General features: G+C 63.0%; 31 protein-coding genes and 1 pseudogene. 20 read left to right on the forward strand and 12 right to left on the reverse strand.

What is annotated here, in order from left to right:
• The first annotated feature begins 34 nt into the window (after nucleotides 1-34).
• Nucleotides 35-796, forward strand: coding sequence for an HNH endonuclease (locus GGR00_RS24635; RefSeq protein ID WP_184701839.1), 762 nt, complete (start codon nucleotides 35-37; stop codon nucleotides 794-796).
• A 156-nt stretch (nucleotides 797-952) separates the two neighbouring features.
• Here GGR00_RS24635 and GGR00_RS24640 read toward each other — a convergent pair whose 3' ends face one another.
• From GGR00_RS24640 to GGR00_RS24670, 7 genes are all read right to left on the reverse strand, one after another.
• Nucleotides 953-1,714, reverse strand: coding sequence for a GIY-YIG nuclease family protein (locus GGR00_RS24640; protein WP_343065640.1), 762 nt, complete (start codon nucleotides 1,712-1,714; stop codon nucleotides 953-955).
• Between the two features lie 182 nt (nucleotides 1,715-1,896).
• Nucleotides 1,897-2,691 carry a hypothetical protein gene (locus GGR00_RS24645; RefSeq protein ID WP_184701841.1) on the reverse strand — a complete coding sequence of 265 codons (795 nt, stop codon included), beginning with the start codon at nucleotides 2,689-2,691 and terminating at the stop codon, nucleotides 1,897-1,899.
• Entirely contained in the window at nucleotides 2,673-3,116 is a 444-nt protein-coding gene (locus tag GGR00_RS24650) for a very short patch repair endonuclease (RefSeq protein ID WP_184701844.1), read from the reverse strand. Before GGR00_RS24650 ends, GGR00_RS24645 begins: the two co-directional genes overlap by 19 nt.
• Nucleotides 3,113-4,045 (reverse strand): DUF4928 family protein, encoded by a 933-nt coding sequence (locus tag GGR00_RS24655; RefSeq protein WP_184701846.1) that lies wholly within the window; start codon nucleotides 4,043-4,045, stop codon nucleotides 3,113-3,115. Before GGR00_RS24655 ends, GGR00_RS24650 begins: the two co-directional genes overlap by 4 nt.
• Before the next feature lie 11 nt (nucleotides 4,046-4,056).
• Entirely contained in the window at nucleotides 4,057-4,908 is an 852-nt protein-coding gene (locus tag GGR00_RS24660) for a hypothetical protein (protein ID WP_184701848.1), read from the reverse strand.
• Nucleotides 4,905-6,053: a DNA cytosine methyltransferase gene (locus GGR00_RS24665; protein ID WP_184701850.1), complete on the reverse strand. Its 1,149-nt coding sequence runs from the start codon at nucleotides 6,051-6,053 to the stop codon at nucleotides 4,905-4,907. The genes GGR00_RS24660 and GGR00_RS24665 overlap by 4 nt, the downstream gene beginning before the upstream one ends.
• A complete protein-coding gene (locus GGR00_RS24670) occupies nucleotides 6,046-6,225 on the reverse strand; it encodes a hypothetical protein (RefSeq protein ID WP_246441623.1) in 180 nt (59 codons plus the stop codon). The genes GGR00_RS24665 and GGR00_RS24670 overlap by 8 nt, the downstream gene beginning before the upstream one ends.
• Nucleotides 6,226-6,708: 483 nt before the next feature.
• On the opposite strand from GGR00_RS24670, the gene GGR00_RS24675 reads away from it, so the two are divergent.
• The 4 genes from GGR00_RS24675 (at nucleotide 6,709) to GGR00_RS24690 (ending at nucleotide 10,361) form a co-directional block, all read left to right on the forward strand.
• Nucleotides 6,709-9,051 carry a ParB/RepB/Spo0J family partition protein gene (locus tag GGR00_RS24675; protein WP_184701854.1) on the forward strand — a complete coding sequence of 781 codons (2,343 nt, stop codon included), beginning with the start codon at nucleotides 6,709-6,711 and terminating at the stop codon, nucleotides 9,049-9,051.
• A gap of 118 nt (nucleotides 9,052-9,169) precedes the next feature.
• Entirely contained in the window at nucleotides 9,170-9,514 is a 345-nt protein-coding gene (locus GGR00_RS24680) for a PIN domain-containing protein (protein WP_184701856.1), read from the forward strand.
• A complete protein-coding gene (locus GGR00_RS24685; RefSeq protein WP_184701857.1) occupies nucleotides 9,511-9,882 on the forward strand; it encodes a DUF2958 domain-containing protein in 372 nt (123 codons plus the stop codon). Before GGR00_RS24680 ends, GGR00_RS24685 begins: the two co-directional genes overlap by 4 nt.
• A 59-nt stretch (nucleotides 9,883-9,941) precedes the next feature.
• On the forward strand, nucleotides 9,942-10,361 hold the full coding sequence (locus GGR00_RS24690; protein WP_184701951.1) for a hypothetical protein: 420 nt from the start codon (nucleotides 9,942-9,944) through the stop codon (nucleotides 10,359-10,361).
• A gap of 220 nt (nucleotides 10,362-10,581) precedes the next feature.
• Here GGR00_RS24690 and GGR00_RS24695 read toward each other — a convergent pair.
• Nucleotides 10,582-10,689: pseudogene (locus tag GGR00_RS24695) on the reverse strand (DUF736 family protein); the annotation flags it as partial.
• 89 nt (nucleotides 10,690-10,778) lie between these two features.
• On the opposite strand from GGR00_RS24695, the gene GGR00_RS24700 reads away from it, so the two are divergent.
• The 3 genes from GGR00_RS24700 to GGR00_RS24710 all read left to right on the forward strand — a co-directional run bounded on the left by GGR00_RS24700 (nucleotide 10,779) and on the right by GGR00_RS24710 (nucleotide 13,104).
• Nucleotides 10,779-10,994 (forward strand): hypothetical protein, encoded by a 216-nt coding sequence (locus GGR00_RS24700; RefSeq protein WP_184701859.1) that lies wholly within the window; start codon nucleotides 10,779-10,781, stop codon nucleotides 10,992-10,994.
• A 223-nt stretch (nucleotides 10,995-11,217) separates the two neighbouring features.
• The gene (locus GGR00_RS24705) at nucleotides 11,218-11,532 is read left to right on the forward strand and encodes a DUF736 domain-containing protein (RefSeq protein ID WP_184701861.1); all 315 of its coding nucleotides are present in this window, start codon (nucleotides 11,218-11,220) and stop codon (nucleotides 11,530-11,532) included.
• A gap of 372 nt (nucleotides 11,533-11,904) precedes the next feature.
• Nucleotides 11,905-13,104: a DUF932 domain-containing protein gene (locus tag GGR00_RS24710; RefSeq protein ID WP_184701863.1), complete on the forward strand. Its 1,200-nt coding sequence runs from the start codon at nucleotides 11,905-11,907 to the stop codon at nucleotides 13,102-13,104.
• Nucleotides 13,105-13,295: 191 nt separating this feature from the next.
• Here the strand turns inward: GGR00_RS24710 and GGR00_RS24715 are convergent, their stop codons facing one another.
• The 3 genes from GGR00_RS24715 to GGR00_RS24725 all read right to left on the reverse strand — a co-directional run bounded on the left by GGR00_RS24715 (nucleotide 13,296) and on the right by GGR00_RS24725 (nucleotide 14,630).
• Complete coding sequence (locus GGR00_RS24715; RefSeq protein WP_184701865.1) at nucleotides 13,296-13,844, reverse strand: Ros/MucR family transcriptional regulator; 549 nt, start codon at nucleotides 13,842-13,844, stop codon at nucleotides 13,296-13,298.
• A 129-nt stretch (nucleotides 13,845-13,973) separates the two neighbouring features.
• Nucleotides 13,974-14,255, reverse strand: coding sequence for a helix-turn-helix domain-containing protein (locus GGR00_RS24720; RefSeq protein WP_184701867.1), 282 nt, complete (start codon nucleotides 14,253-14,255; stop codon nucleotides 13,974-13,976).
• Between the two features lie 141 nt (nucleotides 14,256-14,396).
• Entirely contained in the window at nucleotides 14,397-14,630 is a 234-nt protein-coding gene (locus tag GGR00_RS24725) for a helix-turn-helix domain-containing protein (RefSeq protein WP_184701869.1), read from the reverse strand.
• 261 nt (nucleotides 14,631-14,891) lie between these two features.
• Between GGR00_RS24725 and GGR00_RS24730 the strand changes: the two genes are divergently transcribed.
• Entirely contained in the window at nucleotides 14,892-15,170 is a 279-nt protein-coding gene (locus GGR00_RS24730; RefSeq protein WP_184701955.1) for a DUF2285 domain-containing protein, read from the forward strand.
• Between the two features lie 129 nt (nucleotides 15,171-15,299).
• Nucleotides 15,300-15,515, forward strand: a complete 216-nt coding sequence (locus GGR00_RS24735) for a transcriptional regulator domain-containing protein (protein ID WP_184701871.1) — start codon at nucleotides 15,300-15,302, stop codon at nucleotides 15,513-15,515.
• Nucleotides 15,516-15,546: 31 nt separating this feature from the next.
• Here GGR00_RS24735 and GGR00_RS28700 read toward each other — a convergent pair whose 3' ends face one another.
• Complete coding sequence (locus GGR00_RS28700; protein ID WP_184701874.1) at nucleotides 15,547-15,723, reverse strand: hypothetical protein; 177 nt, start codon at nucleotides 15,721-15,723, stop codon at nucleotides 15,547-15,549.
• A gap of 90 nt (nucleotides 15,724-15,813) precedes the next feature.
• On the opposite strand from GGR00_RS28700, the gene GGR00_RS28705 reads away from it, so the two are divergent.
• From GGR00_RS28705 to GGR00_RS24790, 10 genes are all read left to right on the forward strand, one after another.
• Nucleotides 15,814-16,089 carry a DUF2285 domain-containing protein gene (locus tag GGR00_RS28705; RefSeq protein ID WP_377863855.1) on the forward strand — a complete coding sequence of 92 codons (276 nt, stop codon included), beginning with the start codon at nucleotides 15,814-15,816 and terminating at the stop codon, nucleotides 16,087-16,089.
• Nucleotides 16,090-16,226: 137 nt separating this feature from the next.
• On the forward strand, nucleotides 16,227-16,514 hold the full coding sequence (locus GGR00_RS24750) for a helix-turn-helix transcriptional regulator (protein ID WP_184701877.1): 288 nt from the start codon (nucleotides 16,227-16,229) through the stop codon (nucleotides 16,512-16,514).
• Nucleotides 16,515-16,521: 7 nt separating this feature from the next.
• Nucleotides 16,522-17,403, forward strand: a complete 882-nt coding sequence (locus GGR00_RS24755) for a replication initiator protein A (protein WP_425488817.1) — start codon at nucleotides 16,522-16,524, stop codon at nucleotides 17,401-17,403.
• A gap of 327 nt (nucleotides 17,404-17,730) precedes the next feature.
• Entirely contained in the window at nucleotides 17,731-18,243 is a 513-nt protein-coding gene (locus GGR00_RS24760) for a DUF2840 domain-containing protein (RefSeq protein WP_184701882.1), read from the forward strand.
• A complete protein-coding gene (locus GGR00_RS24765) occupies nucleotides 18,240-18,836 on the forward strand; it encodes a S26 family signal peptidase (RefSeq protein WP_184701884.1) in 597 nt (198 codons plus the stop codon). Before GGR00_RS24760 ends, GGR00_RS24765 begins: the two co-directional genes overlap by 4 nt.
• Nucleotides 18,833-19,159: a DUF736 domain-containing protein gene (locus GGR00_RS24770; protein ID WP_184701887.1), complete on the forward strand. Its 327-nt coding sequence runs from the start codon at nucleotides 18,833-18,835 to the stop codon at nucleotides 19,157-19,159. The genes GGR00_RS24765 and GGR00_RS24770 overlap by 4 nt, the downstream gene beginning before the upstream one ends.
• A gap of 46 nt (nucleotides 19,160-19,205) precedes the next feature.
• On the forward strand, nucleotides 19,206-20,234 hold the full coding sequence (locus GGR00_RS24775; protein ID WP_246441628.1) for a lytic transglycosylase domain-containing protein: 1,029 nt from the start codon (nucleotides 19,206-19,208) through the stop codon (nucleotides 20,232-20,234).
• 246 nt (nucleotides 20,235-20,480) lie between these two features.
• Nucleotides 20,481-22,220 (forward strand): relaxase/mobilization nuclease domain-containing protein, encoded by a 1,740-nt coding sequence (locus tag GGR00_RS24780; protein WP_184701957.1) that lies wholly within the window; start codon nucleotides 20,481-20,483, stop codon nucleotides 22,218-22,220.
• Between the two features lie 160 nt (nucleotides 22,221-22,380).
• Nucleotides 22,381-24,372: a conjugal transfer protein TraG gene (locus GGR00_RS24785; RefSeq protein WP_184701891.1), complete on the forward strand. Its 1,992-nt coding sequence runs from the start codon at nucleotides 22,381-22,383 to the stop codon at nucleotides 24,370-24,372.
• 6 nt (nucleotides 24,373-24,378) lie between these two features.
• Nucleotides 24,379-24,837, forward strand: a complete 459-nt coding sequence (locus GGR00_RS24790; protein WP_184701893.1) for a CopG family transcriptional regulator — start codon at nucleotides 24,379-24,381, stop codon at nucleotides 24,835-24,837.
• The last annotated feature ends 183 nt before the right edge of the window (nucleotides 24,838-25,020 follow it).

Raw genomic sequence — 25,020 nt, forward strand, 5'->3', positions numbered from 1 at the left:
AATTGGCAGGGAACTGCCCAGTCTGGAGGGCAACATGGCCGACAAGCGGAAATTTTACTACGAAGCGAGAGGTTTCAGCGTCTACTATTTCGCCAACGCAGTCTTCAACATCGTGAACGAATCCGGCTCGTACCTGCGAGGCATCGAGGATGTCCTTGGCGATGCTCAGACAATGATGCTCATGCGCCCGTTCCATCGCTTCACAAACCTGCATCATTTCCTAGAAGCGATTATCCGACAGATAGTTGAGGAAGAGGTTGAACGGCTCGACGAGGACAAGCCTCGGTTCTTGCGGAAATTCCTGTCGACCTATCGAGTGCCATTTTCCCCCAATGATCTCGAGGACGAAGACTCCTTCTACGACTTCACCGCAGAGTCTGATCGATACCACAATGCTCTCGAAGAGTTGGCCGACGAGGTGTTTCACGTTCTGTTCAACGACGTCGGCTTCCTGCAAACTTTCAACAGGCTTTGCTCCGGCCATATCGAGACGTCAGGTTTCGGCGCTGAACTCACAACCAGGACTGGGCAGCTTAAACGAGTGGCGATCCCGATGTGGGCACGGCGCGCTATCTTTCATCGCGACAAGGGCGAATGCCGTGAGTGCAAGCGGAGTTTGGCTGCAACCGTGAATCAAATGGAGACCGAACGTTACGATCACATCGTCCCATTGGCTCGCTTCGGAGCGAACGATGTCACAAATCTGCAGTTGCTGTGCGAAGCATGCAATTCGAAGAAGGCTGCCGCGATGCAATCCGTTTCGCCCTTGTACCCGCGGGCTATAATTCCGCGCTGAGAAAAGTGCCTATCTGGAATCCCACACTGTCGGACGTCCCGCCCGCCTCGAGCAGGGCCGCCTATTGCGGGCACGACGCCCGACATTCTGAGCGATCTTGGCGCGCCAATAGTTGGCGTTGTCTTTAGGCATCCGAGCCGCGGGCGGATCTGCGAGCTAAGCTTCGCCGACGAAGATTTCGTCGTCATTCTCCGGCCCTGCTTCCACCGAAGCATCCCCACCAAGACTTACGAACCGCCGCTCGGCTAACCATTGTAAGCGTTTGGCCTGGGTTAGCAGCACGCGGCGGAGACCAGTGTGCTTCAGTTCGCGCTCTGAAATAACCTGAGCCAACTTTGAGACAATTAAAGCTCGACGCGCGAGACGAGTGTCCGGGTGCTCCCGCAGCGCTCGAACCTGATCGGAGACAATTGTGCCTCGCCGTCTCTCGGGTTCGACGACAGCTACCTTGGGCGTAGGAGGATCCTTCTCGTTCAAGATAGCTTTGAAGCGGCTCTCGTTGCGAAGTCTTGTAAGGACCAGATGCTCAAGCGCATCGAGATAGTCTTTTGTCTTCTTATAATCGGGGTGCTTACTATTGATCCCTTCGAACTGCGGCAACGGCCAGACTTCAATCTCGGCGACTTCAAAAGGATCAAGCACCGACATGGCCACGGCGTCGGTACGCTGGTTCGTCATATGGCGGCGAACACGGCCGCTCAACTTTTCCTTTGTCTGGCCGACATAGATCGGTTCCTTGTCGTAGTCGTAGAACGCATAGACACCCCACTTGTAACCGCCGACGTTTCGATCGACGCCATTGCTGTCAGGATATTGTATCGTGCGAAAGAATGCCTCGATGCCCTTGCGAAGTTCGTCGGTCTCCATGGGAGGCGTCCGGATTGCATCGCCGGTGGCGACATTCTTCTTCTTGCCCACTATAGTCCCCGCGAATCGCTATCCTGTCATTTCCGATGTACCACACCTCCTGCCCATGGCTGCCTTCATCGCATCTTGCAATGCGATCCCGTCGCGGAGGGTGACTAGGCCGCGTGGCAGCCAACTCTCGAGTGTCGAATTGATTTAAGTCGCTCGATCCTGAAACACTGAAACTGAGTGGCTCAAGGCGCGCCAAGCTGCCCAGCGTCACGCTGCAACTCGGACATACTCAGATTTTTCATCGCCTCGTAGAAAATAGCTTGCTCAGGAGCCAGACCAAGATGCCGATCGATATCGGTCAGGAGACGGTCGATCGCCAGAGGCTTGAACAACGGCACCCCGGTTTTGGCGTCCAACACCATCTCGTCATGTAAGATCACCGCCGTCTTGCTCTGTTCGAAGAATGGATTTCCTAGTTGGGAACTGGACGAATTTCGGGTCTTGGCAACCGCCTCAGCCTTGGCCCGCTGCGCTAGGATGCGGCTTTGACGGAAGCCATCTCCAAAGCGAATGTCCACGCGCACGGACTTGTCCGGCGTGACGATCGCGATATCGGTTTTCAGTTTGGCGTCGACGCGGGCGTCCATCATGACCGCGCCGACGCGCCGCTGTTCTTCGTAAGCCTGCACAAGCGTGCAATAGAGATGAGTATGGGCGAGCCCGTCGAGATACCATCCTCCGATGCGGTGCAGGAGCCCGGGAGAAGGATGTCCGCCAGGGCAGAACTCCTCTTTTTGGCGCCGATACCGAGGATGGTTATCGAGCGCGAGCAGATAGGAACGCTTGAAACGTTCGTAGCGCGGAAGACGATACCCGTTCGAATGTTCAAACAGGCAAAGCGCATGAAACACATGTCGGTATGGCGGTAGTTGGCGGTTGCGGATGTTGGGATCGCTTGAGCCCTCCCGCGTGAATTGGGTCGGCACTGCGATCCGGAGCTCCTTCATGAAGCGGCTGATCACCATGTCAGCCGGCATCGACCCTTGCCTTTCGTTGTCGAGGCGGACATCAACAGGTCGCCGAGCTTTGTGCGAAGCTGCTCTTGCTCGCGCAATTCACATTCCCAGACGACGCAACTTCGCCAACCTTCCTGTGACAGCGCCTCTAGCGTCGCGGCGTCACGCTTTCGATTGCGTTCGATCTTTTGCGCCCAATACTGGGCATTGGTCTTTGGGCTTCGCGCGCCGCGCGCGCAGTCATGACCGTGCCAGAAGCAACCATGCACGAACAACGCCAGCCGTCGTGAGGGGAATACCAAGTCAGGATGGCCTGGAAGATTCTTTCGATGGAGCCGGAACCTGTATCCCATCCGATGGACAATCTTGCGCACGATCATTTCGGGAGCGGTGTTTTTCGATTTCACCGCTCGCATCATACGGGAACGAATAGGATCGACGGTCATCCCTCAAATTCGATCCTAAGACTCGGATCGCTTTCGCATTCGGCGACGATTTTGTTGTAGCGATCGATAATGTCTTTGATGGTCGCCGGGCGCGCATCGCGCTGAAAGACGCTCCATTCGTAGACGTTCGTCGCTATGAATTGCTCAATTTCGATCACGTCGACGCGGTCATCCACGCCCGCCTGCTTGGATAAAGCCTTCGCGCCGCCGACACCGTCCTCGGTGGTCACGATCAGCGGGCGGAGACCGGAAGAGAGGTTTCCTTGGCATTTCCGGATCAGCGCCTCGCCCGGAGCTGTCGTGACATGGATGGCGACGTCGCCGATCAGAAAGTCACCGGAGCGGTTGGACGGGGCGTCCGCGACGGAGAAGCCGTGGTGCGTGACTAGGCCCTTCGTGATCGTGTCGAGCTTCGCACCGACCAGGTGCTGCATGACCGCGCCCGCATACATGGTTCCTTTGACCTCGCGCTGCCGTTCGACGGCTTGGGCCAGGAGATCGCGGACGCAAGCGCGAAGGGAACGGGATGGGTCGAGCTTGAACGTGAAGGGAAGTGCGTCGAAATACGCCAACGCGCGCTCGACCCAATACCGCTCCGCCGCTTCGAGATCGAGTTCATCGCGTGACGCGAGCTCGTTCATCACATCGACATACGCGCTCATGCGCTCCATGTTCCCGCGGCTGGTTCGTCCGCCTTCGTTCGAAAGAATGCGCTCGACGCCGTGGTCGTTGAGGATTCTCTTGACGGCAGGCCCACCCAAACCAGCGACCTGACCGCCTCTGGACGTCACGAACTCGGCCTTATCCAACGGAAAGGTCTTTGACTTCGCGTTGCGCGTCAGGATTAGAACAAGCGAAAGCGACCCCTTCGACAAACCGATATGCTGATCGTCGAACGCGGTCAGGATTGCTCGTTGTGCGGTCGTCATGGCGTCTCTTTCTAGACCCGGCGAAGCGCGGTCATCTCTGAGATCTGCGCCACCCCGGCCGCGCGGCGAACAGTAGTTTGCCGCATCAACTGGTCTCCGCTCTGGGAGACACTGAAATCGACCTGATAAATCTCATTGTCCTGTCCATGGAAGCAGGCGTGAAACGCCGCGAGCAATTCGACGTTGGCGAGGCCCTGCGCGACAACATGAGGTTCTGCGAGCGAAGGTATGGTCGCGGGTAGCAGATAAATGCACGGCGGCGGAGTGCGGAACGGACCAAGGTCAGTCGCGCGGCTGGGATTCGAAAGCTTGGGACACGGCCGCCCGATCGTACCGCAGACCATGTCCCAAAGCACCACGCCGTCCACCCGTTGATTGCGCGAGATCATCTCGGCGCTCAACCGGGTATGGATGCCGGACCAGGCGTTGCGGCGAGGGTCCGCCCCTGGATTTGAGCAAATGCTCCAGATAATGAACTCGTCGGCGCTTGCCGGGCGTTCAAAAATGTTGGTGTTGTTGCCGTCCAGGCAGCCTTTGAGATCGATGACAGCGGTTCGGCCGCTGTTCAGGCGGACAATATAGTCGTTACGATTAGCGTCGTCCGTAAGATCCCACCCCGCGATGAACCCACCGTCCTCCATATGATTCAGGGCGTGTTGCGCGAACTCGCGCTTGCCGCGCATCGTCGCCGAGAATTGTCCTCGAACTCGCTCGACGGCCCCCCGGAAAAGCCCCGAATTATAAAAATCGCGCTCATCCAGACCATGGTTTCCAAGCCGGTGCGCTTCCGTTTTGAGAACCTCTGCGAACCGCTCGATCTGGTCCCGCAATCCCTTGTTTTGCTCGCAGGGGATTACGCTCATGCAGCTTCTCGACCTTCATTCGCCGTTAGGCCTAGCAGCGGCTCAAGGATATGGTGCGTCAAATGACGAACGACCGGAACCGCGACGCCGTCTCCGGTCAGATGATAGGCCTCGTTGTAATTCTTGGGCAGCTTGTAGTCGTCATTTAACCCCATCAGCCGAGCCGTCTCCCGCGATGAAATCAGCCGCGAACGTATGGTCGAGCCGTCCACGACGATGATGGTCTGTCTGCTCGATCCTCCGGCCGGCGTCCGAAGACACCCAGCAATGTCGTCAAAGCGGACTTCGGCTCGTTGAACTTTGACGCCGTTCTCATCGAGACGCGTGCGCTTGTAGATCCCGCCGACCATCCGTCGCTCGGCCCTCTTGGCTGCGTTCACCTTGGCGAGATTTGTCGCCGACATCATCGCGAGCAGGCGCTTGGTCTCGGCAGGAGTGTGCCAGGCGACGCCTGTCGGGTTCTCTTCGATTAGATCGGCGAAGGTTGTATTCCGATGAGGAGGAGTCGGAATATTCCACCACAGGAGTTTATCACGCGCGGCGTCCGATAGGCCATCAACCGCGCGACAGAGCCCCTTCGTGTGGAAGGGCTCTAGCGGTTCGGGCGCAAGCAGACAGGGATCGATCTCAACATCTGCATGGACCCCGATCACAAATAATCGCGGTCGCGACTGCGGGACGAAGAGCGCTGCGTTCACGACCAACGCGCCAAAGCGGTATCCGGCATCTGCGAATGTCCGGCAGATCGCGTCAAAATCCCCACCACCATGCGACGTAAGTGTGCCGACAACGTTCTCAAGCGCGATGATCTTCGGCGCTCGTCCGTCTTCGACCAGACCCTCAATCACCTTCCAGAATGGATAAAACGTCCCGGATCGCTCTCCTTTCAGGCCTGCGCCGCCGCCTGCAAGCGACAAGTCCTGGCACGGAAACGATCCCCAGATTAGATCGGCGACTCCCGGCAGATCGGTCGGCTTGATGGCGTTGACGTCACCAACTTTCAGCTCGCCGCCCGTTCCCCAATTCACCTGATACGTGAGCCCTTTCTTATGATCGAAGTCGTTGGCGAACAGACATGTCCAATTCCGACCAAGTCCTGCACGGGCCATTCCGCCGCCGGCGAAGAATTCATAGAAGCTAGGCATTTGCCGCCTGTCCGACTTCATCGACCCGCGGTTGCGCAGATTCGCGAGCAAGCTTCTCTTCGATCGCCTCCGCTATCCAGGTGTTGCGAGAAACGTTGCCCGCGCGTCTTCCACGCGCCTCGTCTACAGCGCGAAACGTTTCCGCAGAAAGACGAAGGTTGATCCGATCCAACGTGCGGACTCCTGAGAATTTATTGATTCGTCCATGGCGCCATGATGGCGCCATGGACGGCTGATGTCCAGAGTGTTCTTGGAATGTTCCTGTTGAGCGAGAATAACAGCGTCTTCGATGCGAAGACGCTAAGTACCGACAACGCTTAGCGGCGGAGAGGCTTCAACGCCGATCAGCTGCCGCGCTCAGCCGACTCGGCTGGTTAGAAGCGGTCTCTGACCAATTCCGTAGCGACAGGTAAAATCACAGAGATCGGGGGAGAGATGGTCTTGGCCATCTCTCCCCCGCCATCGCCGCCTGCGCAAGGGCGGGGCCGCCCGCTCGCAAGGCGTCCCCTTCTACACTGATCCGATCCGCCTCGCTCGGCGCGCAGCCCAGCCCTGCTCGCCGGCAATGGCCCCCCTCTCTGCCGCGCGCTCACGCGCCCCCGGGAGGCATGTCGGGGACATGCCTCCGGCATTTACGAGAGAAAGGATCAGGACAATGGCAAGGACATCGAAGAACGCGAAGGCCGCCACGGCCGCGACGGTGGAAGCGGTTGCGGATGCGGAAATCCGCACCGTCGGAGAAACGGCGACGGAAGCTGTTGCAGCGGCGGAAACGGCAGCGGCTCCCGCGAGCGGCGAGACGGTTTTCATCCCGCTCAACAAGCTGAAGAAGTCGCCCCGGAATGCGCGGAAGACCCCGCACACCGAGGCGGAGATCGAAGCCTATGCAGCCAGCATCGCCGCAAAGGGCATGTTCCAGAACCTCGTTGTGGAGCCGGAGCTTGATGGCGAGGGAAAGCCGACCGGCTCCTACCTCGTCACTATCGGCGAAGGCCGCAGGCTGGCCCAGCTTCTGCGCGCCAAGCGCAAGGAGATCAAGAAGACGGAAGCCATCCGCTGCGTCATCGACACGGCCAACGACCCGTTCGAGATCAGCCTGGACGAGAACGTCACGCGCACGGCGATGTCGCCTGCCGATCAGTTCGAGGCGTTCCGCGAGCTATCGGTAAATCGCGGATGCGGAGCGGAAGAAATCGGCGCCCGCTTCGGCGTGTCGGCGCATGTCGTGAAGCAGCGGCTTCGGCTTGGCGCTGTCAGCCCGAAGCTGATGCAGGTCTATCGCGACGGCGGTTTGACCCTCGACCAGCTTATGGCCTTCGCCATCACCGAGGATCATGCCCGGCAGGAGCAAGTCTATGACGGTCTCGGCTACAACAAGGAGCCGTGGATCATCCGCCGCGACCTGACCAAGACCAACGTGGCGGCGACGGACCGGCGCGCTATTTTCATAGGGCCGGAAGCCTACACCGAGGCCGGCGGCACGATCATCCGTGACCTGTTCACGGAGGACCGTGGCGGCTTCTACGAGGACGCCGCGCTGCTCGACCAGCTTGTCATCGAGAAGCTGGAGAGGACCGCGCGGCAGGTGCAGGAAGCCGAAGGCTGGAAGTGGTCGGACGTCCATATCGACTATCCGCACGGCAACGGCATGCGTCGTGCCTATCCGCAGCCCGTGGACCTGTCCGAGGACGACGAAGCCGCCTATGCCGCAGCCAAGGACGAATACGACCGCCTTACTGCGGATTGGGAAGGCACGGACGACGACCTGCCGCCCGATGTGGACGAGCGTTTCGCGGAGCTTGAAGCCGAGATCGAGCGCATCGACGCCAAGCGCCATGCCTACGATCCCGACGACATCGCGCACGGTGGTGTGTTCGTTGTCTTGTCCCATGACGGGGAAGCCCGCATCGAGCGCGGTTTCATCCGACCCGAAGACGAGGCCCCGGAACCCGACGAGGCGGATAACGGTGAAACCGTCATCGACGGCGTTCGCGTCAATGGCGACGGCGAAGTCATCGAGGACGGCGAATATGACGAGGACGGCAACCATGTTTCCGAACTCGACGCCGAGGACGAGGAAGGGGAGGAAGTCGGCAAGCCGCTGTCCGACCTTCTCATCCGAGACCTCACCGCTTACCGGACGCTTGGCCTGCGCCTCGCGCTCGGCCAGCAGCCGGATATGGCCTTGATCGCCGTCACGCACACACTCGCGGCGCAGACCTTTTATCGCGGCGAGGACGCCCATTGCTTCGAAATCCGTCCCGTCAGCGCCAGCCTCGGCGGACACGCGGACGGCATCGCGGACACGGCGGCGGCGAAGGCGTTGGAGGACCGTCATGGCGGATGGGCGGCTGACATGCCGCGCAACGTCGCGGACCTGTGGGGCTTCATTGCCGGTCTGGATCAGGCGAGCGTCATGGCGCTGTTCGCGCATTGCGCCTCGCTGACCGTCAATGCGGTGAAGCTGCCTTGGGAGCGCAAGCCGCGCGCTCATGAGACGGCGGACAGGCTGGCGACGGCGGTCGCGCTCGACATGACGGCGCACTGGACGCCCACGGTGCGGACTTATCTCGGTCGCGTCACCAAGGCCCATATCGTCGCCGCCGTGCGCGAAGCCGTTGACGACGAGGCGGCGGATCGCATCGCCTCCATGAAGAAGCAGCCGATGGCGGAAGCCGCCGAGCAGCTTCTTGCCGGAACTGGCTGGCTCCCGCCGCTGCTGCGCACAGAGAGGCCCGCTTGGCTGGACGCGCCGCAGGCGGGAGCAGAGGAGCCCGTCGACCCGGAGGTAATGGCCCCCGAGACGCCGGACCCTGACGCCGAAGCTGCCGACCCGGATGCGCCGGACGCCGACGAGACGGCACCGGACACCCCGGACCCCGACGCTGACGCACCCGCTGACCCGGAGACGGCCCCTGTCGGTCCAGACCCCGACGCCGACGCCGAAGATGGTGGCGAGGCCATGGACGGTGAAGCCTTCCAGCACGCAGCTGAGTAAACCGCCACGGCCGGAACCGCTTTGGCGGTTCCGGCCAGCCTTTCGACATCATCGAGGATTTTCCGGCCGCGCCAGCGCGGCCGGGGACCTCGACCACACCACAGCAGGAACCAGAACCATGAGAAGCTATGTCGAGCAGCGGGCGAGGCTGGCCCGCATGGAGGCGGCGCGCGCCGAACCCGAGCGTCACCTTGCCATCGTAGACCGGCAGATCGCTACCCGCGCCGAGCGCATGACGGTGACCAGCCAAGCCAAATCCCGGCAAAGCAGGCATCGGCGCTCCAACAGCATGTGGACGCTCACCGATGAGCGGATTTTTCAGGAAAACCTCGCCGCGATCCGTTTCGAGCGGCGCGGCGAGATCGACGCGCTCTCCCGCAAGCTGGCGCGACAGACCGGAGCCATCGCCGCCTTCCGCGTCCGCTACCGGGTCAACGAGCCGGAACGGGAGGCGGTGTCATGACACGGCGCTTTCTCCGCACGGAACCCCTTATCCCTGACGATCTGCTCGACCGCCTCATCGAAAACGGTCGCACCGCCGAGGTTCAGGACGGCTTCGATCCGTTCCCGGTCGTGAAGCTGTTCACGCCCGATCTGTCCGCGACATGGCTCATCACCGAAGCCTATCCCGAAGGCGCGGACATCAGGCTGTACGGCCTGTGTGATCCCGGCTTGGGTAGCCCGGAGTTGGGCTATCTGATGCTGAGCGAAATAGAAGACGTGCGCGGCAAGCTTGGCCTGCCGGTCGAACGCGACCTCTATTTCGAGGCCGAGCATCGCTTGAGCATATACGCCAAGATCGCCCGGCATGCCGGGATGATCGTCACCTAAAACAAGATCCGGCGCGTCGTCGGCCCGACGCGCCGGATCGATACCGATGGAGGCGCATGATGATCGCCGTTATTCTTCTGACCGTGCCGCTGCTGATCATGTTGTGCGTCCTCGCCTACCGACTTGCCACCTACGCCGTGCCGTTCATGCTGGCGCTCGAGACGGTGCTCTTCGCCTACGCCACCGGAGCCGGATGGATCGGCGCGGGCATCGTCGGATTCTTTGCGGGCGTGGCGGCGTTCGGCATTCTTGCGTTCCTGTTCGCCACGTTGCGCGCCCCGATCTTGCGTGTGGCCGTCGCTCTGATCTTCGCCGCACCCGCCGCCGTGGCGGGCTATGCCCTCCTGCATGGCGTCACGCGCGAGGCCGTTCCCTCAGAAATCTGGCGGCAAATCTTCTGCGTTGCGGGCGGTATATTCGTCGGCTGTTCGGCGCTGGCGCGGCTGGCCAATCCGTCAATCTCCGATCAGGATCGGTGAATCGTTGTCGCCATGCCATAGCTCTGGAATGCAGTGGTTGGTGGTCTAGCGTGGATTTCGGGCGTTCCCTTCGGGCCGCGCTCTACTCGCCGCCTTCGGCGACTCACGAAGCCCAGCGGGTTTTCGACTTCGGTCACGATCGCTAACGCAAGGGATGGCGGCGACGGACATTTCGCCTAGAAAAGCCAGCGCTTCCGCGACCCTCGGCCGATAGCCTGTCCTAGTTGACAGCGCGGCGGCGCGACCAGATCGGCTGAAACACATCCTCGCTCCCCGTCTCGATCACGCCCGCATAGATCGGAGCGGCAAAGCTCGGATCGTCCAGCTTGCCAAGGCAGAGAGCCAGGCATTGCCCTTGTCAACACGGCCAGCATCGTCCACGCAGCCCCGAACACGGTGGCGCATCAGGGGGCAAACATGCGCAAGCCGGGACCGCCGTTCTGGTTGTCGCCCTCGGAGGGCAGGGAACTGCATCGTCTTGGCGCTGAGGCCGAGTGCCTTGCCCGCAAGGAACAGCAAAGCCGATATCGGCCCGGGAAAAGGAAAGCGCTGATCGACAGCAGCCATGACGCGGTTTCCTCCTTGTCCGCTGACCAGACCACGCCCATCGCGATCTCGATTGATCAGGTCTGACCGAAGACCGGCGACGCAAGCGCCGCCTCGCTCTTGAACCCGCAACGTCCGCAGCCAGCTTTTTTCCGCCGCCTTCGGCTTTGCATCGCGAAGCAAAAAAGCTGTCGCCGGCCGCCCTCCACCTTGTTCCGGCCCTGAAGGGTGCGGGCCGACCGTCCCCGGTCATTGACCCATCATCGAGATCGCGATGGGCGCGATCCGATCAGCAGAAGGAAACCACGTCATGGCCACTATCGGCACTTTCTCCCGCACCGACATCGGCTTCGCTGGCTCGGTCAAGACCCTCACGCTCAACGTCAAGGCGGTGAAGTTCACGCCGGTCGAGGGCGAAAACCAGAACGGCGGCCCCGACTTCCGCATCTTCGCGGGCGCCACTGAGTTCGGAGCCGCCTGGAAGAAGCAGTCCGACAAGGGTAACGCCTACCTCTCCGTCAAGCTCGACGATCCGAGCTTCCCCGCTCCGATCTATGCGAGCCTGGTCGAGACGGAGACCGGGGATCTGGCGCTGATCTGGTCGCGCCGCCGCGCCGTCAACTAGGACAGGCCACAGGCGGAGCCCCGCGAAAGCGGGGCTCTTCCATGCTCATGCCCGCCGCCGCCATCAGAGAATACGGAGAGCTTCGCTCGCTTTTGTCATGATCGGCTGCGGCTGACGCCTTGCCGATCAGTGGGAAGCCAAGGGGTCTTACCCCTTTCTCCCCACAAATGCCGCCTGCGCACTGGCAGGCCCGCAGCCTCGCAAAGCGGGAAACAACCGCTGTCTCTTCCATGATTCCAATCCGCCCCGCTCACCATGCAGGCCGGCCATGCTCGCCGGCATTTGTCCCCTCCCATCCCCGCGCGCTCACGCGCCCCCGGGAGGCATGTCGGGGACATGCCTCCGGCATTAACGGAAAAGGAGACAAGGACAATGAACATCATCAGCACCAGGCAGAACCAGCAGCCGGCAGTCAGCAGCGGTTTCCGCGTGGACATCTCGCGCGGCGAGCGCATCGGGCGTGTTTCGTCGGAATGGTTTTCGCGACCCGATGACGAGCGTTATCTGTCGCTCAGCGAGCTTTACGACGGCGTGAAGGCGCGCGCGGATCGCGCCACGGCCCGCACAGTGGAAAGCCGAGCAATGCGCGTCGAGGCGAGCCGGGAGGATGCGGAGAGGCTTTCGCTTATCGTCCCCGGACAGGAGCAGCCGATTGCGCCGACGCATTGGAGCTTCGGCCAGTTGTGCAGCCTTGTCGGCGCGCCGGCATCCTATATGCGCCAGCTTCCCGCGCCGCTGGCAGGCATCAACCTGCAGCATGGCCTGCTGTCGCACCGTGCCGAGCTTGTCAAGACGCTGGAAACGGACGATGGCCGCATTGAGCTTAGCGCCGTGACCGGCCCGGACTATGGCCGCATCTGGGATCACGAGCTTGTCGCCGCCGTCATGAAGATCGCCGGAAATGGCACCGGCGATACCATGTGGAAGGTTCCCGGCGTTCTGGATTGGGCGGCCATGACGCACAATCCGTTCGTGGACATCACCAAGGACACCACCACGCTCTACGCCAGCGACCGCGACGTTTTCCTGTTCTTGGTCGACGACACGCACCCCATCGAGGCCGGATGCCTGCCGAACGGCGAGCCCGATTTGTACTTTCGCGGCTTCTACGCATGGAACAGCGAGGTAGGCAGCAAGACCCTTGGAATTGCGAGCTTCTACCTGCGCGCCGTGTGCATGAATCGCAATCTGTGGGGCTGCGAAAATTTCGAGGAAATCACCATCCGGCACTCGAAGTTCGCGGCACAGCGCTTCGCGCACGAAGCGGCCCCGGCGCTGACCAGCTTCGCCAATTCCTCGCCCGCCCCATTCGTGGCCGGCATCAAGGCGGCGCGGGAGAAGATCGTCGCCCGCACCGACGAAGACCGCGAGAGCTTCCTGCGCAAGCGCGGGTTCGGCAAGGCCGAGACTGCGAAGATCATTGAGACCGTGCTTTCCGAGGAAGGACATCCGCCCGCAAGCATCTTCGATTTCGTGCAGGGCATCACCGCCCATGCGCGAGACAAGACCAATCAGGACAGCCGGCTTGAGCTTGAGGGCAAGGCCAAGGCCTTGCTTGAAAAGGCGGCATAACCACCGAAGCCGCGCGGCTGGATTTCCCGCCGCGCGGCATTCGGCTCCGATATCTTGTGCCGTCGCGTCAATGCCCGGCACGGCCGCGCTCGCCGGGCTTCGCCCGGCTCGCAATGCGAGGACCACCATGATTGCGACCGACATCATGCGGCCACGCACGAAATGAAATCGACGGGCCGAATGTCGGCCGTTCAGGCGTCCGCCTTTTTCCTGCGCGTCGGCTTCGCGGCCGACTTTGCCGTTCGCGCTTTTGCCGCTGGGGCCGCCGCCCGAGATGCCGGCGGGCGCTTCGGCTTTTCGGCAACGACCGGAGCGGGTGCCTGCGCCGCGCGCTTGCGGCCAAGTCCCATGCTCTTGGCCAGCGAGGACCTCGCCGCCGCATAGGCCGGCGCCACCATCGGATAGTCGAGCGGCAGGCTCCACTTCTGGCGGTATTCGTCGGGGCTGAGATTGTAGTGGGTGGAAAGGTGCCGCTTCAGCGATTTGAACTTCTTCCCGTCCTCCAAGCAGACGATGTAGTCGGCCGTCACCGACTTCTTGATCGGCACCGCAGGGGAGCGCGTTTCGTCCGGTACAGGCGTTGCGCCGGTGCGCAGCCGTTGGATCGCCGCGTGAATGTCGGCGATCAGCGCCGGCAGCTCGGCGCGAGGCACCGAATTGTTCGAGACGTAGGCCACGACGATATCGGACGCGAGCGCGACCGCACCCGAGCTGTCGTTGCGCGTGGCTTCATCTGTCATGAGCGTCCCTCCCGGCTAAGGATTTGAAGTCGTAGCGAAGCTCCATGCCGCAATCGAGCACGGCCTGCAAGAACGGCGGGCCGGCCGATTCCTATCTTACGTTATGGTGCGACTGCCGACATAACGGGATTACGTGATGGACAGCGTCCTTGATTTCTTTCTTTTCTGAGACGGGGCGATAGTGGCGACGTCCCGCAGTAGTTCATGTGGGTCGAAGCCGATCGTCTCCGCCAGGTCAAGAAACTCGATGACGTCGATCCGTCTACCGCCAGATTCGATTGCCGCAACGACGGATTGGTATCGGTCTATCGCTTCCGCAAGATCGGCCTGGCTCAAGCCTGCCTCCTTGCGCTTGTCCACGATCAACTGGACGAGACGCACATGCCTCGGTGAACGAAGTGTCTTCTGCATCCCTGCCGGCCCTTGACGAAACCGGCAGTTCAATTAAATGGAATTTCAGATAACCAGAAAATCTGGTTAGCGGCTCCCTTTCACGACGTAGCCGTCGCGAAGCCCGCTGACCAGACATCCGCGGATATGACGAGATCGCAGCTAACGTTTCCGTCGTCCCGAAGCCTCCGGCCGCTTCACCAGCTCGCCGGGCTCCATCCCGAGCGCATCTGCGATTTGGCCAAGCACGGTCACGCTGGCCGACACGTCGCCCCGTTCGATTGCGCCGACGTATCGCATGCTGAGGCCCGCGCGATGGGCCAGTTCCTCTTGCGTCAGCGTCTTGTCATGGCGTGCCTGACGCAGATTTCTCGCCATGATCTCCTTGAGATCCATGACAAGAGGGGAACCAGCATGGGAACGATCGTTCTAGGAATCATCGTTCCTATTCGTGTGTCGATATGCTATATTTGCGCCGGTGCTGCCCCCAGCTTCATCGTCTCGCGAGCCACTGATTGGGACAGTCAATACAGGCCTCTAACGTCGTATGAAGTGCAATGAATGCCTCAATACAGAAAGTCCGACGCTCGTTTGGTGCAATAATTTTCCATCGATCGAGCATTTCATCTTGGCTTACTGCCACTGGAGGCCGCCTTGCTGCGCGTGCCGCTGCTCGACCCTGATGTTGCCGACGAGGCGCCGACATCGCCGATCTTGACTGGATACGACGAGGAGCGGCTGCTGACCTATCTGCGTCTGCTGCAAGCCGAGATCGACAATGCCGACTGGCGAGAGGTCGCCAAGATCGTCCTGCACATCGATCCGGAGAAGGAGCCCGAGCGCGCTTACCGCGCCTGGGAAACCCATCTCGCCCGAGCGCATTGGATGACGAAGAAGGGCTATAGCTACATCGTTTCCGGCGGCGCGCCCCACTGATCGTTACAGGTAAGCGACCGGCCTGTCTTCTTTGCAAATCAGGTTGCTGACTCACCGACTCCACTTTTCCTCGCCTTCACGGAAGCTTGCTCGAATGGTGGGCGGGCGGTCGTGGAAAGGACGATTGCCATGTCGCAGCGGCGCGACTGGAGCGATCCCGAAGCCTGGGCGGACATGCTGAGCTACGAGCCGACCGACTTCGCCATCGAATATTTGCTGCGCAACGACGAGTTCGTCGCCGAATGCCAGGCGCTGCTGGAACGCGTCAAAGCGCGGCGCGGCGAGCTGGTAGGCACATCCGAGTTCGTCGAACGGTGGGGATTGCGATTTCGTCGCCGGAGATGACGGACCGCCTGCACCCGAGCAGATCGTCTGGTCAGAGAAGGCCTTTCCTCGCGTTCTGCGCGCGACCAGGCTGACCGATCCGGATGCCCCGAGGCCGCCTGCCGTCGATCTTTCCAACGCCGGCGACATCCAACGCGCGGCCGACATTGGCCGATCCCTCGCGCGCTGGCCCGCCGATGGCGCGCACGACCTTGTTTTCGACGGCCATCAAGCCAAAACCGACGTCAATGCCATCTCTCTGCCGCTCGATGACGCCTTCGAGTTGCGCCTCGACGCTGCCCGCCGCTTCTGGCGCGCATTGAAGGGCAGGCGTCCGACGCCTGCCTACGGCGCCCTGCCGCGGCAGTCGACCGCGCGCCATGTCATAAACCTTCGCGCCTTGGATGGTCGTCGCGCCGGCTCGTCGCTGCGCGAGATCGCCGAGACGCTGTTCGCCAATTCGCCAATTCCGGCTCGTGACTGGCGCGATCATCCGCTACGTCACAAAGCTCGCACGACTCTGCGCCGTGCCGGCCGGCTGGTCGCCGGCGGCTATCGCGACCTGCTTTACTACCCGGGAAAGGCTCCCCGGTAGGCATTCCTGGGCGGGTGGGCAAAAACGACACCCCTCATCTTTTCCCTCCCTCGGCCCCGTCGAACTTCGCCATCGTCCTCTCCACGCGCCCCGGCAGGCCCGGGACGACACCGCCACCGCAAGGGAGCAGGACGAGAATGGCGAAAGACACCGACGAGCTTCCCCGCCGCTTCGTGCGCACCAAGGAGGCCGCCCATTTCGTCGGGCTGTGCGCCCGCACGATGGAGAAGCATCGCACCTACGGCACCGGGCCGCGATACTGCAAGGTCGGCGGCCGAATCCTCTACGACATCGAGGACCTGCGCGAGTGGATCGCCACCAGCCGGCGCTCTTCGACCAGCGACACCGACACCACCGACATCCCGCCGGCAAAGCCCCATGCCGCCCGCGCGCCTGCCTATGTCGGCCGGCCGCGCGAGCGCTGATCGGAGAATGATCATGCGGCGGCGTCTGGTCGAGGACGAGCAGCTTCTCCGGTTCCGGGCGCGCGGCGGCGACATGGCGGCGCGCGACTCGCAAGACCTGATGGCCTGGCCGTTCTTCTCGCTGGCGAAATCCCGCCGCATCACGCCGATCGACTTTCACATGGGCAACATCTCCATACGCGTCGAGGCCACGCTCGAGCACGGAATGGCGACCATTTGGGATGCCGACATCCTCATCTGGGCTGCCAGCCAGATCGTCGACGCCCGTGACAAGGGCTTGCTTACCTCGCGGCTGATGGCCGCCACGCCCTATGAGATCCTGACCTTCATCGGCCGCGGCGATGCCGGACCGAACTACGATCGGCTGAAGGCGGCGCTCGACCGGCTGCAGTCGACGACTGTCGCGACGTCGATCCGACAGCCGTCCGAGCGCCGCCGCCATCGGTTCTCCTGGATCAACGAATGGAAAGAGCGGCTGGACGGCGACGGGCGGCCGCTCGGCATCGAGCTGATCCTGCCGGACTGGTTCTATTCCGGCGTTCTCGACGACGCGCTGATCCTGACTATCGACCGAGAGTATTTCGATCTCACGGGCGGTCTCGAACGCTGGCTCTACCGCCTGGTGCGCAAGCACGGCGGTCGGCAGGCTTGGGGATGGAGCTTCGATCTTCGCCACCTTCATCTGAAATCGGGCAGCCTCTCGCCGCTCAAGCGCTTCGCCTTCGAGCTGCGCGAGATCGTCCGTCGCCAGCCGCTGCCGGGCTACAGGCTCGCGCTGGCCACCGACCCGAACGGCCGCCAACGCCTCACCTTCCGCCCCGATCCGAACAATCCGACAGGCAGCAGGACGGGCACGCGCCCGACACGCCGTCGTTCGAGCCGACTGTGAGGTTCCTGTGGACATGCCCGTGCTATCAGGAACCGCGACTCCCGTACTATCGGGAACCGGATTCCCGTACTATCGGGAACCCAAATCCGACCCGAAGCCCGGGGCTGCGGGCAGTTGCGGGCGTCCTAACTTTACTAACCGGGAATCCTTCGGATTCCCTCTAACGCGGCAGGCGGTTTCCGCGCCCTGTGGACGCACGCAGTTTCCGAGACACCGGAAACAAGTTGCACCTTTTCGGAAACTTGTTTCCGACGATTGGCGAGGGCGGCACATGCGCACCCGCGATCGGCGAGCCGCCATCATTCCCAAAATCAACGGAGCAAAGCCATGACGAGGCGCGATCGCCTGCATCCTGGCAGGGCACCGGGGTGGGATGACGACGACCTCACCGATGTCGAGCTGGTGTGGGTCAGGAAGCGGATCGAGAACTACATCCGCTTCGGCCACGTGGCGGCGAAGCGGACGCTCGACCGCAGCCGCCGCATCGTCTCCTTCACGCCGGGCAGCGTTTTCGGCTTCGTGCGCTGGACGGCGAACGACTTTGGCACAATCGCCTCGCGCATCGATATATTGCGCGCGGTCGAGTCGGGCGAGCGCTGCTCGACCGTCGCCTATGTGCGGCCCGGCGCCGACATCCTGCTCACCGTGAGCGGCTGGCCGAATGTCGAGAAGGTGCTTCAGGTCATCGACCAGATCGAGGCGCTCGGCATCGACGCGGCCGATGCCTCGCCCGACCACTGGCGGCACGTTCACAGCCGCTTCGCCGTCCGCGAGACGCCGCGGCCATATAGCCGTCAGCGTCACGAGGCCTGGCTTCTGCGCCGGCGGATCGAGCCATGAGCGCGCGCCGGGTTATCGCCGTCACCATGCTCGCTGGCACGGCGATGATCGCCGTTCCCACGTGGGCCGTATTCCGGCCGCGCCTCATTTGGAATGCCTCCGCCAGCGTGCCGATCGGCCTGTACCGCGTCGAGCCGATCGGTGGCGTCGACGTTGCCGATCTTGTCGTGGTCATGCCGCCCGAGCCGCTGGCGGCTTTCCTGTCGGAGCGCGGCTACCTGCCGCGCGGCGTGCCGCTGATCAAGCGCGTGCTGGCGCTCGCGGGTACGGAAGTCTGCCGGCGTGGCGCGGAGATCGTCGCCTATGACGTGACCTACGGCCGCGCGCGCGAGCGCGACAGTCGCGGCCGCAAGCTGCCGGAATGGCAGGGTTGCGCCGTGGTCTCGGAAGGCGAGGCCTTCCTCATGAACTGGGACGCCGCCCACAGCTTCGACAGCCGCTATGTCGGCCCGCTGCCGATCGCCTCGATCGTCGGCCGGGCGGTCCCCGTCTGGATCGCTGACGACGCCGATTCCGTCACCGCTTCGCCGGCGACGCCGCTCAGCACGCCACCCAAATCGCACTTCCATGCCAACGAAAGGAACGCGCCATGAGCAGGATAGGCACATTCACTCGCAACGATGACGGCTTCTTCGGCAACATCCGAACGCTCACCCTCGATGTGAAGCTCTCCATTCTGCCGGCCGAGAAATCGGACGCGGAGAACGCGCCGGACCATCGCATCTTCTGCGAAGGCCTCGAAGTTGGCGCTGCGTGGAACCGCACCGGCGAGAAGGCCGGCCTGTGGCTGTCGGTCGCCGTCGACGACCCGACCTTCGTGCAGCCGCTACGGGCGCGGCTGTTCGAGGCCGACGCCGAGAAAGGCACCTGGACCCTGCATTGGGACCGGCTGTCGAAGCGCGACGAACGGGCTTGAAGCCATGCGCTCACCGCGATCCTGCCGGTCCGATCCCTCAATCCCCTTGATCGATCGAACGCCGATCAATCCCCTCGACCCGATCGCCCGTCGGGCGGCCGACGCGCGCAGCGAAGCTCAAGGGCGGCGGCCTGTTTTCCGGGTGACCGTGATGTCTTCCGATTATGCCCGTCCGGAAAACTGCGGCCGCCGGCGAAGCCTTGCCCTTGAGCAAAGCGAGCACGGTGGCAGGCTGACGGCGCATCGGATCGGTGCACCGCACGCGGTCCTGCTGGTCGTCATCGTGTTGTCGGCGTCCATCGCGACGTGCTCGGCATACGCCGAGCCTGCGCTTCGGTCTCCTACCGGGCGCGTCGCCAATGCCACGCCACCGGCTTATCCGTGGTCAGCGCACGTGGCAGAAGCGGCAAAACGCTTCGCTATTCCCGAGCGCTGGATACGCGCTGTGATGTTGGTCGAGAGCACCAACGACATGCGCGCCGTGTCGCCCAAGGGCGCGGTCGGCCTGATGCAGGTCATGCCGGCGACCTGGCAAGAACTGCGCGCCAAGCATGGTCTCGGCGACAATCCGTTCGAGCCTCGCGACAATATCCTGGCCGGCACGGCCTACCTGCGTGAGATGCTCGACCGCTTCGGCAGGAAGGGTTTTCTCGCCGCCTACAATGCCGGCCCGAGTCGTTACGAGCAGCATCTCACGACCGGTCGGCCCCTGCCGCGTGAGACGCTCGACTACGTCGCGAAGCTCATGCCGATCATCGACGGCACGGCGGCCGTGCCGTCAGGGACGCGCCGGTCAGCCGTCCATCACGATGCGCGTCGCTCGCCGATCTTCGCGCAGCTCGGCGACAGCGGTAACGCTGATCGAACGCGTGCCGAGCACGGCTCGAATGAACATTCGGACAACGTGTTCATGCTGGTCGGTAAGCCGGACGATCCGCCAAAGGAGAGCGATACGGTGTCCGACCTGACGGCGATCGAGCCGCCGGCTGCTCGCGCCTCCAACGATTCCGGCGTGGTTGCCCGAACCAATGACGGCAGCCTGTTTTTCCGCCGTTCCGCGGATTCGACGCCATGACAAGCGCTTTGGGCGTCAATCGCGCTCCGGCCTGTGCCGGCGCGCTGTGTTCGGCGGGTGGGAGGGCCGCCGAGGGAACCGAGGAGGAGAGGCAGGATAAAGGGCCGCGATGTGCGGCTCGGTCGGTTGGCGGTTTTGCAGGGGTTTGCATCTCGATTTCGCGATGTGCGGAACAGCCCATGCGAGGTGCGCCATGACGATTTCCGCAATGTTTCCAATGAACTTTGCACATCGCAAGGAACGGTGATGGGGAAGGACGACGATTTCCGCGTCAGGCCAGGCCGCATCCGCTCACGCAGCGCCGAGCGAGCCCGGCCGTTCGTCCTGCAGGCGCTTGCATCCGCGCAACGCGCCGGCGGACGGATCACGCGACAGGGGCGGATCGTCTCGCCGCGCGCCTCCACATTCGGCCGTGGCCGCTCCGCAAGCATCCGCGCCAACCGCCTCATCACCAGCCGCTCGCGCGGCGCGATGGTCAAGGCCCGCGTCGTGCGCCAGCAGAAATGGGCGACGCCTCTGTCGGCGCATCTGCGATATCTTCGCCGTGACGGCGTGACAAAGGACGGGGCCAAGGCCCGCATGTTCGGCGAGGAGACCGACGAGGCCGATCACGATGCCTTCGCGGATCGCTGCAAGGACGATCGCCATCATTTCCGCTTCATCTTCTCGCCCGACGATGCCGTTGAGCTTGGAGACCTTAGAAGCTTCGCCCGTGAGCTGATGAGCGACATGGAAGGCGATCTCGGCGCCAAGCTCGACTGGATCGGCGTCGACCACTGGAACACCGAGCATCCGCATATCCACATCATCGTGCGCGGCGTGACGGAGGGCGGCGAGAACCTGGTTATCTCACGCGACTACATTCGTCAGGGAATGCGCGACAGGGCAAGCGACGTGCTGACCCAGACGCTCGGGCCGCGAACCGATCTCGACATCCGTCGATCCATCGAAAAGCAGGTTGAGAACGAGCGCTGGACACAGCTCGATCGGCAGATCCAGCGGGACGCCGACCGAAACGGGATCATTGACGTCGCGCTCGCGGCCGACAAGCCGCCCGACGAATACCTGACGCTCAAGGTCGGCCGGCTGCGCAAGCTCGAAAGCCTTGGCCTCGCCACCGCGATCGGCCCTGGCCAATGGATCATGGTCGAAGAAGCCGAGTCGACCCTGCGCGCGTTGGGAGAGCGTGGCGACATCATCAAGCGCCTGCATCGCAGCCTGACAGAACACGGTCTCGACCGGGAGGCGGCGAGCTATGTTCTCTCGGCGGAGGAGATCCACACGCCAGTCGTCGGCCGGCTGCTGGAGCGTGGTCTGCACGATGAGCTGTACGGCTCGGCCTACGCGATCGTCGACGGTGTCGACGGCCGCACCCACCACATTCGCTTCAATGATCTTGATTCCACCGGCGATTCCCCGGCCGGCTCGATCGTCGAGCTGCGTCGGTATGAAGACAGGAGCGGACGGGAGCGCGTCGCACTGGCTGCGCGCTCCGACTTCTCGCTCGCAGATCAAATCCACGCCGATGGCGCGACCTGGCTCGACAGGCAGCTCATCGCCCGCCAACCGGCCAATTTCGGCGAGGGCGGTTTCGGCCGGGAGGTGAAGGAGGCGCTCGACGCCCGCACCGAGCATCTGATCGAGGAGGGCCATGCCCGTCGTGCCGGCCAGCGAATCGTGTTCGCGCGCAATCTGCTCGCCACGCTGCGCGAGCGTGAAGTCGACGCGCTGGGGCAGCGCCTTGCGACCGAGACCGGCCTGCCGTTTGTGAAGGCGACGGAGGGCGATACCTTGTCCGGCATTTACAGCCGACGGTTCTCCCTTGCGTCGGGCCGCTTCGCCATGATCGACGATGAGCTTGGCTTCCAGCTCGTGCCTTGGTCGCCGTCGATCGAGAAGCATCTCGACCGACATGTCTCAGGCTTCGCGCGCGCCAATGGCGGCGTCGAATGGTCGCTGGGGCGCAAGCGGGGACTCGGCCTGTAGCGAGCCTCCGCCCTGAAGGATCGAGGGCCGTCCGAGGGTCCAAACCGCAGCGCGTTAGTCTTTTCAGGTCGCAGCACGATCGATACGATTTCGTCCTTGCCCTGATCTTACCCCGGCACCCTCTCTTCACACTCCGACCCTTTCGTCCGGGGAGACGCGCATGTCCGCTACACGCATCCTTTGGGGACAGATCCTCATCGTCCTGACCATCGTGCTCCTGACCACATGGGGCGCGACGCAGTGGACGGCATGGCGGCTAGGGTTTCAGGCGCAGCTCGGCTCGCCCTGGTTCGAGTTGGGCGGTTGGCCGGTCTATCCGCCGCCCGCCTTCTTCTGGTGGTGGTATTTCTTCGACGCATATGCGCCGTGGGTGTTCTACGAAGGCGCTGCCATCGCGGCCTCCGGCGGGATCATCGCGATCGTCATCGCCATCATGATGTCGGTGTGGCGGGCACGCGAGGGCAGGAACGCCGAGACCTTCGGCTCGGCCCGCTGGGCCACGAGACAGGAAATCTCTGCTGTTGGGTTGCTCGGCCCGGACGGGGTGGTGCTCGGCCGCTTCGAGCAGGACTATCTGCGTCACGACGGGCCGGAGCATGTGCTCTGCTTCGCCCCGACCCGCAGCGGCAAGGGCGTCGGGCTGGTCGTGCCGTCACTGCTGACCTGGCCGGGCAGCACGATCGTCCACGATATCAAGGGGGAAAATTGGGAACTGACCTCCGGCTGGCGTTCGCGCTTCGGCCGCGTTCTTTTGTTCGATCCGACCAATGCGGCGTCAGCCGCCTACAACCCGCTGCTGGAAGTCCGGCGCGGCGAATGGGAAGTGCGCGACGTGCAGAACGTCGCCGACGTGTTGGTCGATCCCGAAGGCTCGCTCGAGAGGAGAAATCATTGGGAGAAGACCAGCCACGCGCTGCTGGTGGGCGCCATCCTGCATGTGCTCTACGCCGAGCAGGACAAGACGCTCGCCGGCGTGGCGAACTTCCTGTCCGATCCACGGCGACCGATCGAGAAGACCCTGCGCGCCATGATGCTCACGAAGCACCTCGGCGAGGCAGGACCGCATCCCGTCGTGGCGTCGGCCGCGCGCGAGCTGCTCAACAAGAGCGAGAACGAGCGAAGCGGCGTGCTCTCTACCGCCATGTCCTTCCTCGGTCTCTACCGCGATCCGGTCGTGGCCGAGGTGACGTCACGCTGCGAGTGGCGTATTGCCGACATCGTGGAAGGGGACCGGCCGACGACGCTCTATCTCGTCGTGCCGCCGTCCGACATCTCCCGCACCAAGCCGCTGATCCGGCTGGTGCTCAATCAGATCGGCCGAAGGCTGACGGAGGATCTGCACGCGAAGGAGAGGCGACAGCAGCTCCTCCTCATGCTCGACGAGTTCCCGGCGCTTGGCCGTCTCGACTTCTTCGAATCCGCGCTCGCCTTCATGGCCGGCTACGGCATCAGGAGTTTCCTCATCGCGCAATCGCTCAACCAGATCGAGAAGGCCTACGGACCGAACAACAGCATTCTGGACAACTGTCATGTGCGCGTTAGCTTCGCCACCAATGACGAGCGCACGGCCAAGCGTGTATCGGATTCGCTTGGCACTGCCACCGAGCTGCGCGCCATGCAGAACTACGCCGGTCACAGATTGGCGCCGTGGCTCGGCCACATCATGGTCTCGCGCCAGGAGACGGCGCGGGCATTGATGACGCCGGGTGAGATCATGCAGCTTCCGCCGTCGGATGCGATCGTGATGGTGTCTGGCATGTTTCCGACCAAGGCGAAGAAGGCCCGCTACTTCGCAGACCCCCGACTTGCAGAACGCGTACTTCCTCCGCCGAAACCGGACAAGATGGCGACGCCTCCGCGGCCGGACGACTGGAGCGAATTGCCGGTGCTCGCCGTCCCCGATGCTCCGGCGCGATCCAAGGACAGGCACAATGCCGAGGAGGGCGACCCGGCCAATGCCGGCATCCGCCGCGAGCCGGACCTGCCAGAGCATGAGGATATCCAGCCCAGAAAGTCTCCCCAGTTCGAGTTCGATCTCGACGCGGACGAGCCTGACGACGACGCGGCAACGCGACGGCGCGCGCTCGACCGCACGATGCGGCAGGTGGCGCGACAGGCGTCGATGGATCGCAACGATGGCATCGAGCTTTGACCGGCGATGAAGAAAAAGCGGCTCTCGGCCTATCTCGATTCCGACGTGATGAACGCGCTTGCCGACTACGCGGCCAAACGCGACGTATCGCTGTCGCTGATCGCCGAGGCCGCCATAGCTTCCTTTCTGTCGCCAGACGCAACAGAGCGGAAGGAGGCCGCGATCACCCGCCGCCTCGACCAGCTCGACCGTCGCATCCAGCGCGTGGAGCGCGACATCGGCATCGCCACGGAGACGATGGCATTGTTCGTGCGGTTTTGGCTGTCGGCCACGCCGGCGCTGCCCGAATCCGTCCAGGCCGAGGCGCGTGCTAAGGCACAGCAGCGCTATGACGGTTTCGTCGCGGTGCTCGGCCGCCGATTGGCGAAGGGGCCGAAGCTCAAGCAGGAGATCGCCGAAGAAGTGCCGGCAGCGCCTCGTGCCGACGAGGATGATTCGACTGCCAGACCATCGACCGCAGGCTGAACCGTAACGCCAAAACCGAATCCCGCAGGTCATTTCACGCCGCAGCATGACGGCCTCGACATGCTTGTTGCCATAGCCGGAGTCCTGCCTCTTCTACTCATCCCCGTTCGCGGCGCGGTGCCGCGCGTCATCACAGGACGGGGACAATCGTGGCATCCCACCACCTTCACCACGGCAGGGAAG

Origin of the sequence: Aminobacter aganoensis (assembly GCF_014206975.1) — a bacterium.
Taxonomy (GTDB): domain Bacteria; phylum Pseudomonadota; class Alphaproteobacteria; order Rhizobiales; family Rhizobiaceae; genus Aminobacter; species Aminobacter aganoensis.

What these genes read in the sequence shown, in the direction of transcription:
- GGR00_RS24635 (WP_184701839.1), top strand. Translation starts at nt 35, where the DNA reads ATGGCCGACAAGCGGAAATTTTACTACGAAGCGAGAGGTTTCAGCGTC.
- GGR00_RS24645 (WP_184701841.1), bottom strand. Translation starts at nt 2,691, where the DNA reads ATGCCGGCTGACATGGTGATCAGCCGCTTCATGAAGGAGCTCCGGATC.
- GGR00_RS24650 (WP_184701844.1), bottom strand. Translation starts at nt 3,116, where the DNA reads ATGACCGTCGATCCTATTCGTTCCCGTATGATGCGAGCGGTGAAATCG.
- GGR00_RS24655 (WP_184701846.1), bottom strand. Translation starts at nt 4,045, where the DNA reads ATGACGACCGCACAACGAGCAATCCTGACCGCGTTCGACGATCAGCAT.
- GGR00_RS24660 (WP_184701848.1), bottom strand. Translation starts at nt 4,908, where the DNA reads ATGAGCGTAATCCCCTGCGAGCAAAACAAGGGATTGCGGGACCAGATC.
- GGR00_RS24665 (WP_184701850.1), bottom strand. Translation starts at nt 6,053, where the DNA reads ATGCCTAGCTTCTATGAATTCTTCGCCGGCGGCGGAATGGCCCGTGCA.
- GGR00_RS24675 (WP_184701854.1), top strand. Translation starts at nt 6,709, where the DNA reads ATGGCAAGGACATCGAAGAACGCGAAGGCCGCCACGGCCGCGACGGTG.
- GGR00_RS24680 (WP_184701856.1), top strand. Translation starts at nt 9,170, where the DNA reads ATGAGAAGCTATGTCGAGCAGCGGGCGAGGCTGGCCCGCATGGAGGCG.
- GGR00_RS24685 (WP_184701857.1), top strand. Translation starts at nt 9,511, where the DNA reads ATGACACGGCGCTTTCTCCGCACGGAACCCCTTATCCCTGACGATCTG.
- GGR00_RS24690 (WP_184701951.1), top strand. Translation starts at nt 9,942, where the DNA reads ATGATCGCCGTTATTCTTCTGACCGTGCCGCTGCTGATCATGTTGTGC.
- GGR00_RS24700 (WP_184701859.1), top strand. Translation starts at nt 10,779, where the DNA reads ATGCGCAAGCCGGGACCGCCGTTCTGGTTGTCGCCCTCGGAGGGCAGG.
- GGR00_RS24705 (WP_184701861.1), top strand. Translation starts at nt 11,218, where the DNA reads ATGGCCACTATCGGCACTTTCTCCCGCACCGACATCGGCTTCGCTGGC.
- GGR00_RS24710 (WP_184701863.1), top strand. Translation starts at nt 11,905, where the DNA reads ATGAACATCATCAGCACCAGGCAGAACCAGCAGCCGGCAGTCAGCAGC.
- GGR00_RS24715 (WP_184701865.1), bottom strand. Translation starts at nt 13,844, where the DNA reads ATGACAGATGAAGCCACGCGCAACGACAGCTCGGGTGCGGTCGCGCTC.
- GGR00_RS24720 (WP_184701867.1), bottom strand. Translation starts at nt 14,255, where the DNA reads ATGCAGAAGACACTTCGTTCACCGAGGCATGTGCGTCTCGTCCAGTTG.
- GGR00_RS24725 (WP_184701869.1), bottom strand. Translation starts at nt 14,630, where the DNA reads ATGGATCTCAAGGAGATCATGGCGAGAAATCTGCGTCAGGCACGCCAT.
- GGR00_RS24735 (WP_184701871.1), top strand. Translation starts at nt 15,300, where the DNA reads ATGTCGCAGCGGCGCGACTGGAGCGATCCCGAAGCCTGGGCGGACATG.
- GGR00_RS28700 (WP_184701874.1), bottom strand. Translation starts at nt 15,723, where the DNA reads ATGGCCGTCGAAAACAAGGTCGTGCGCGCCATCGGCGGGCCAGCGCGC.
- GGR00_RS24750 (WP_184701877.1), top strand. Translation starts at nt 16,227, where the DNA reads ATGGCGAAAGACACCGACGAGCTTCCCCGCCGCTTCGTGCGCACCAAG.
- GGR00_RS24755 (WP_425488817.1), top strand. Translation starts at nt 16,522, where the DNA reads ATGATCATGCGGCGGCGTCTGGTCGAGGACGAGCAGCTTCTCCGGTTC.
- GGR00_RS24760 (WP_184701882.1), top strand. Translation starts at nt 17,731, where the DNA reads ATGACGAGGCGCGATCGCCTGCATCCTGGCAGGGCACCGGGGTGGGAT.
- GGR00_RS24765 (WP_184701884.1), top strand. Translation starts at nt 18,240, where the DNA reads ATGAGCGCGCGCCGGGTTATCGCCGTCACCATGCTCGCTGGCACGGCG.
- GGR00_RS24770 (WP_184701887.1), top strand. Translation starts at nt 18,833, where the DNA reads ATGAGCAGGATAGGCACATTCACTCGCAACGATGACGGCTTCTTCGGC.
- GGR00_RS24780 (WP_184701957.1), top strand. Translation starts at nt 20,481, where the DNA reads ATGGGGAAGGACGACGATTTCCGCGTCAGGCCAGGCCGCATCCGCTCA.
- GGR00_RS24785 (WP_184701891.1), top strand. Translation starts at nt 22,381, where the DNA reads ATGTCCGCTACACGCATCCTTTGGGGACAGATCCTCATCGTCCTGACC.
- GGR00_RS24790 (WP_184701893.1), top strand. Translation starts at nt 24,379, where the DNA reads ATGAAGAAAAAGCGGCTCTCGGCCTATCTCGATTCCGACGTGATGAAC.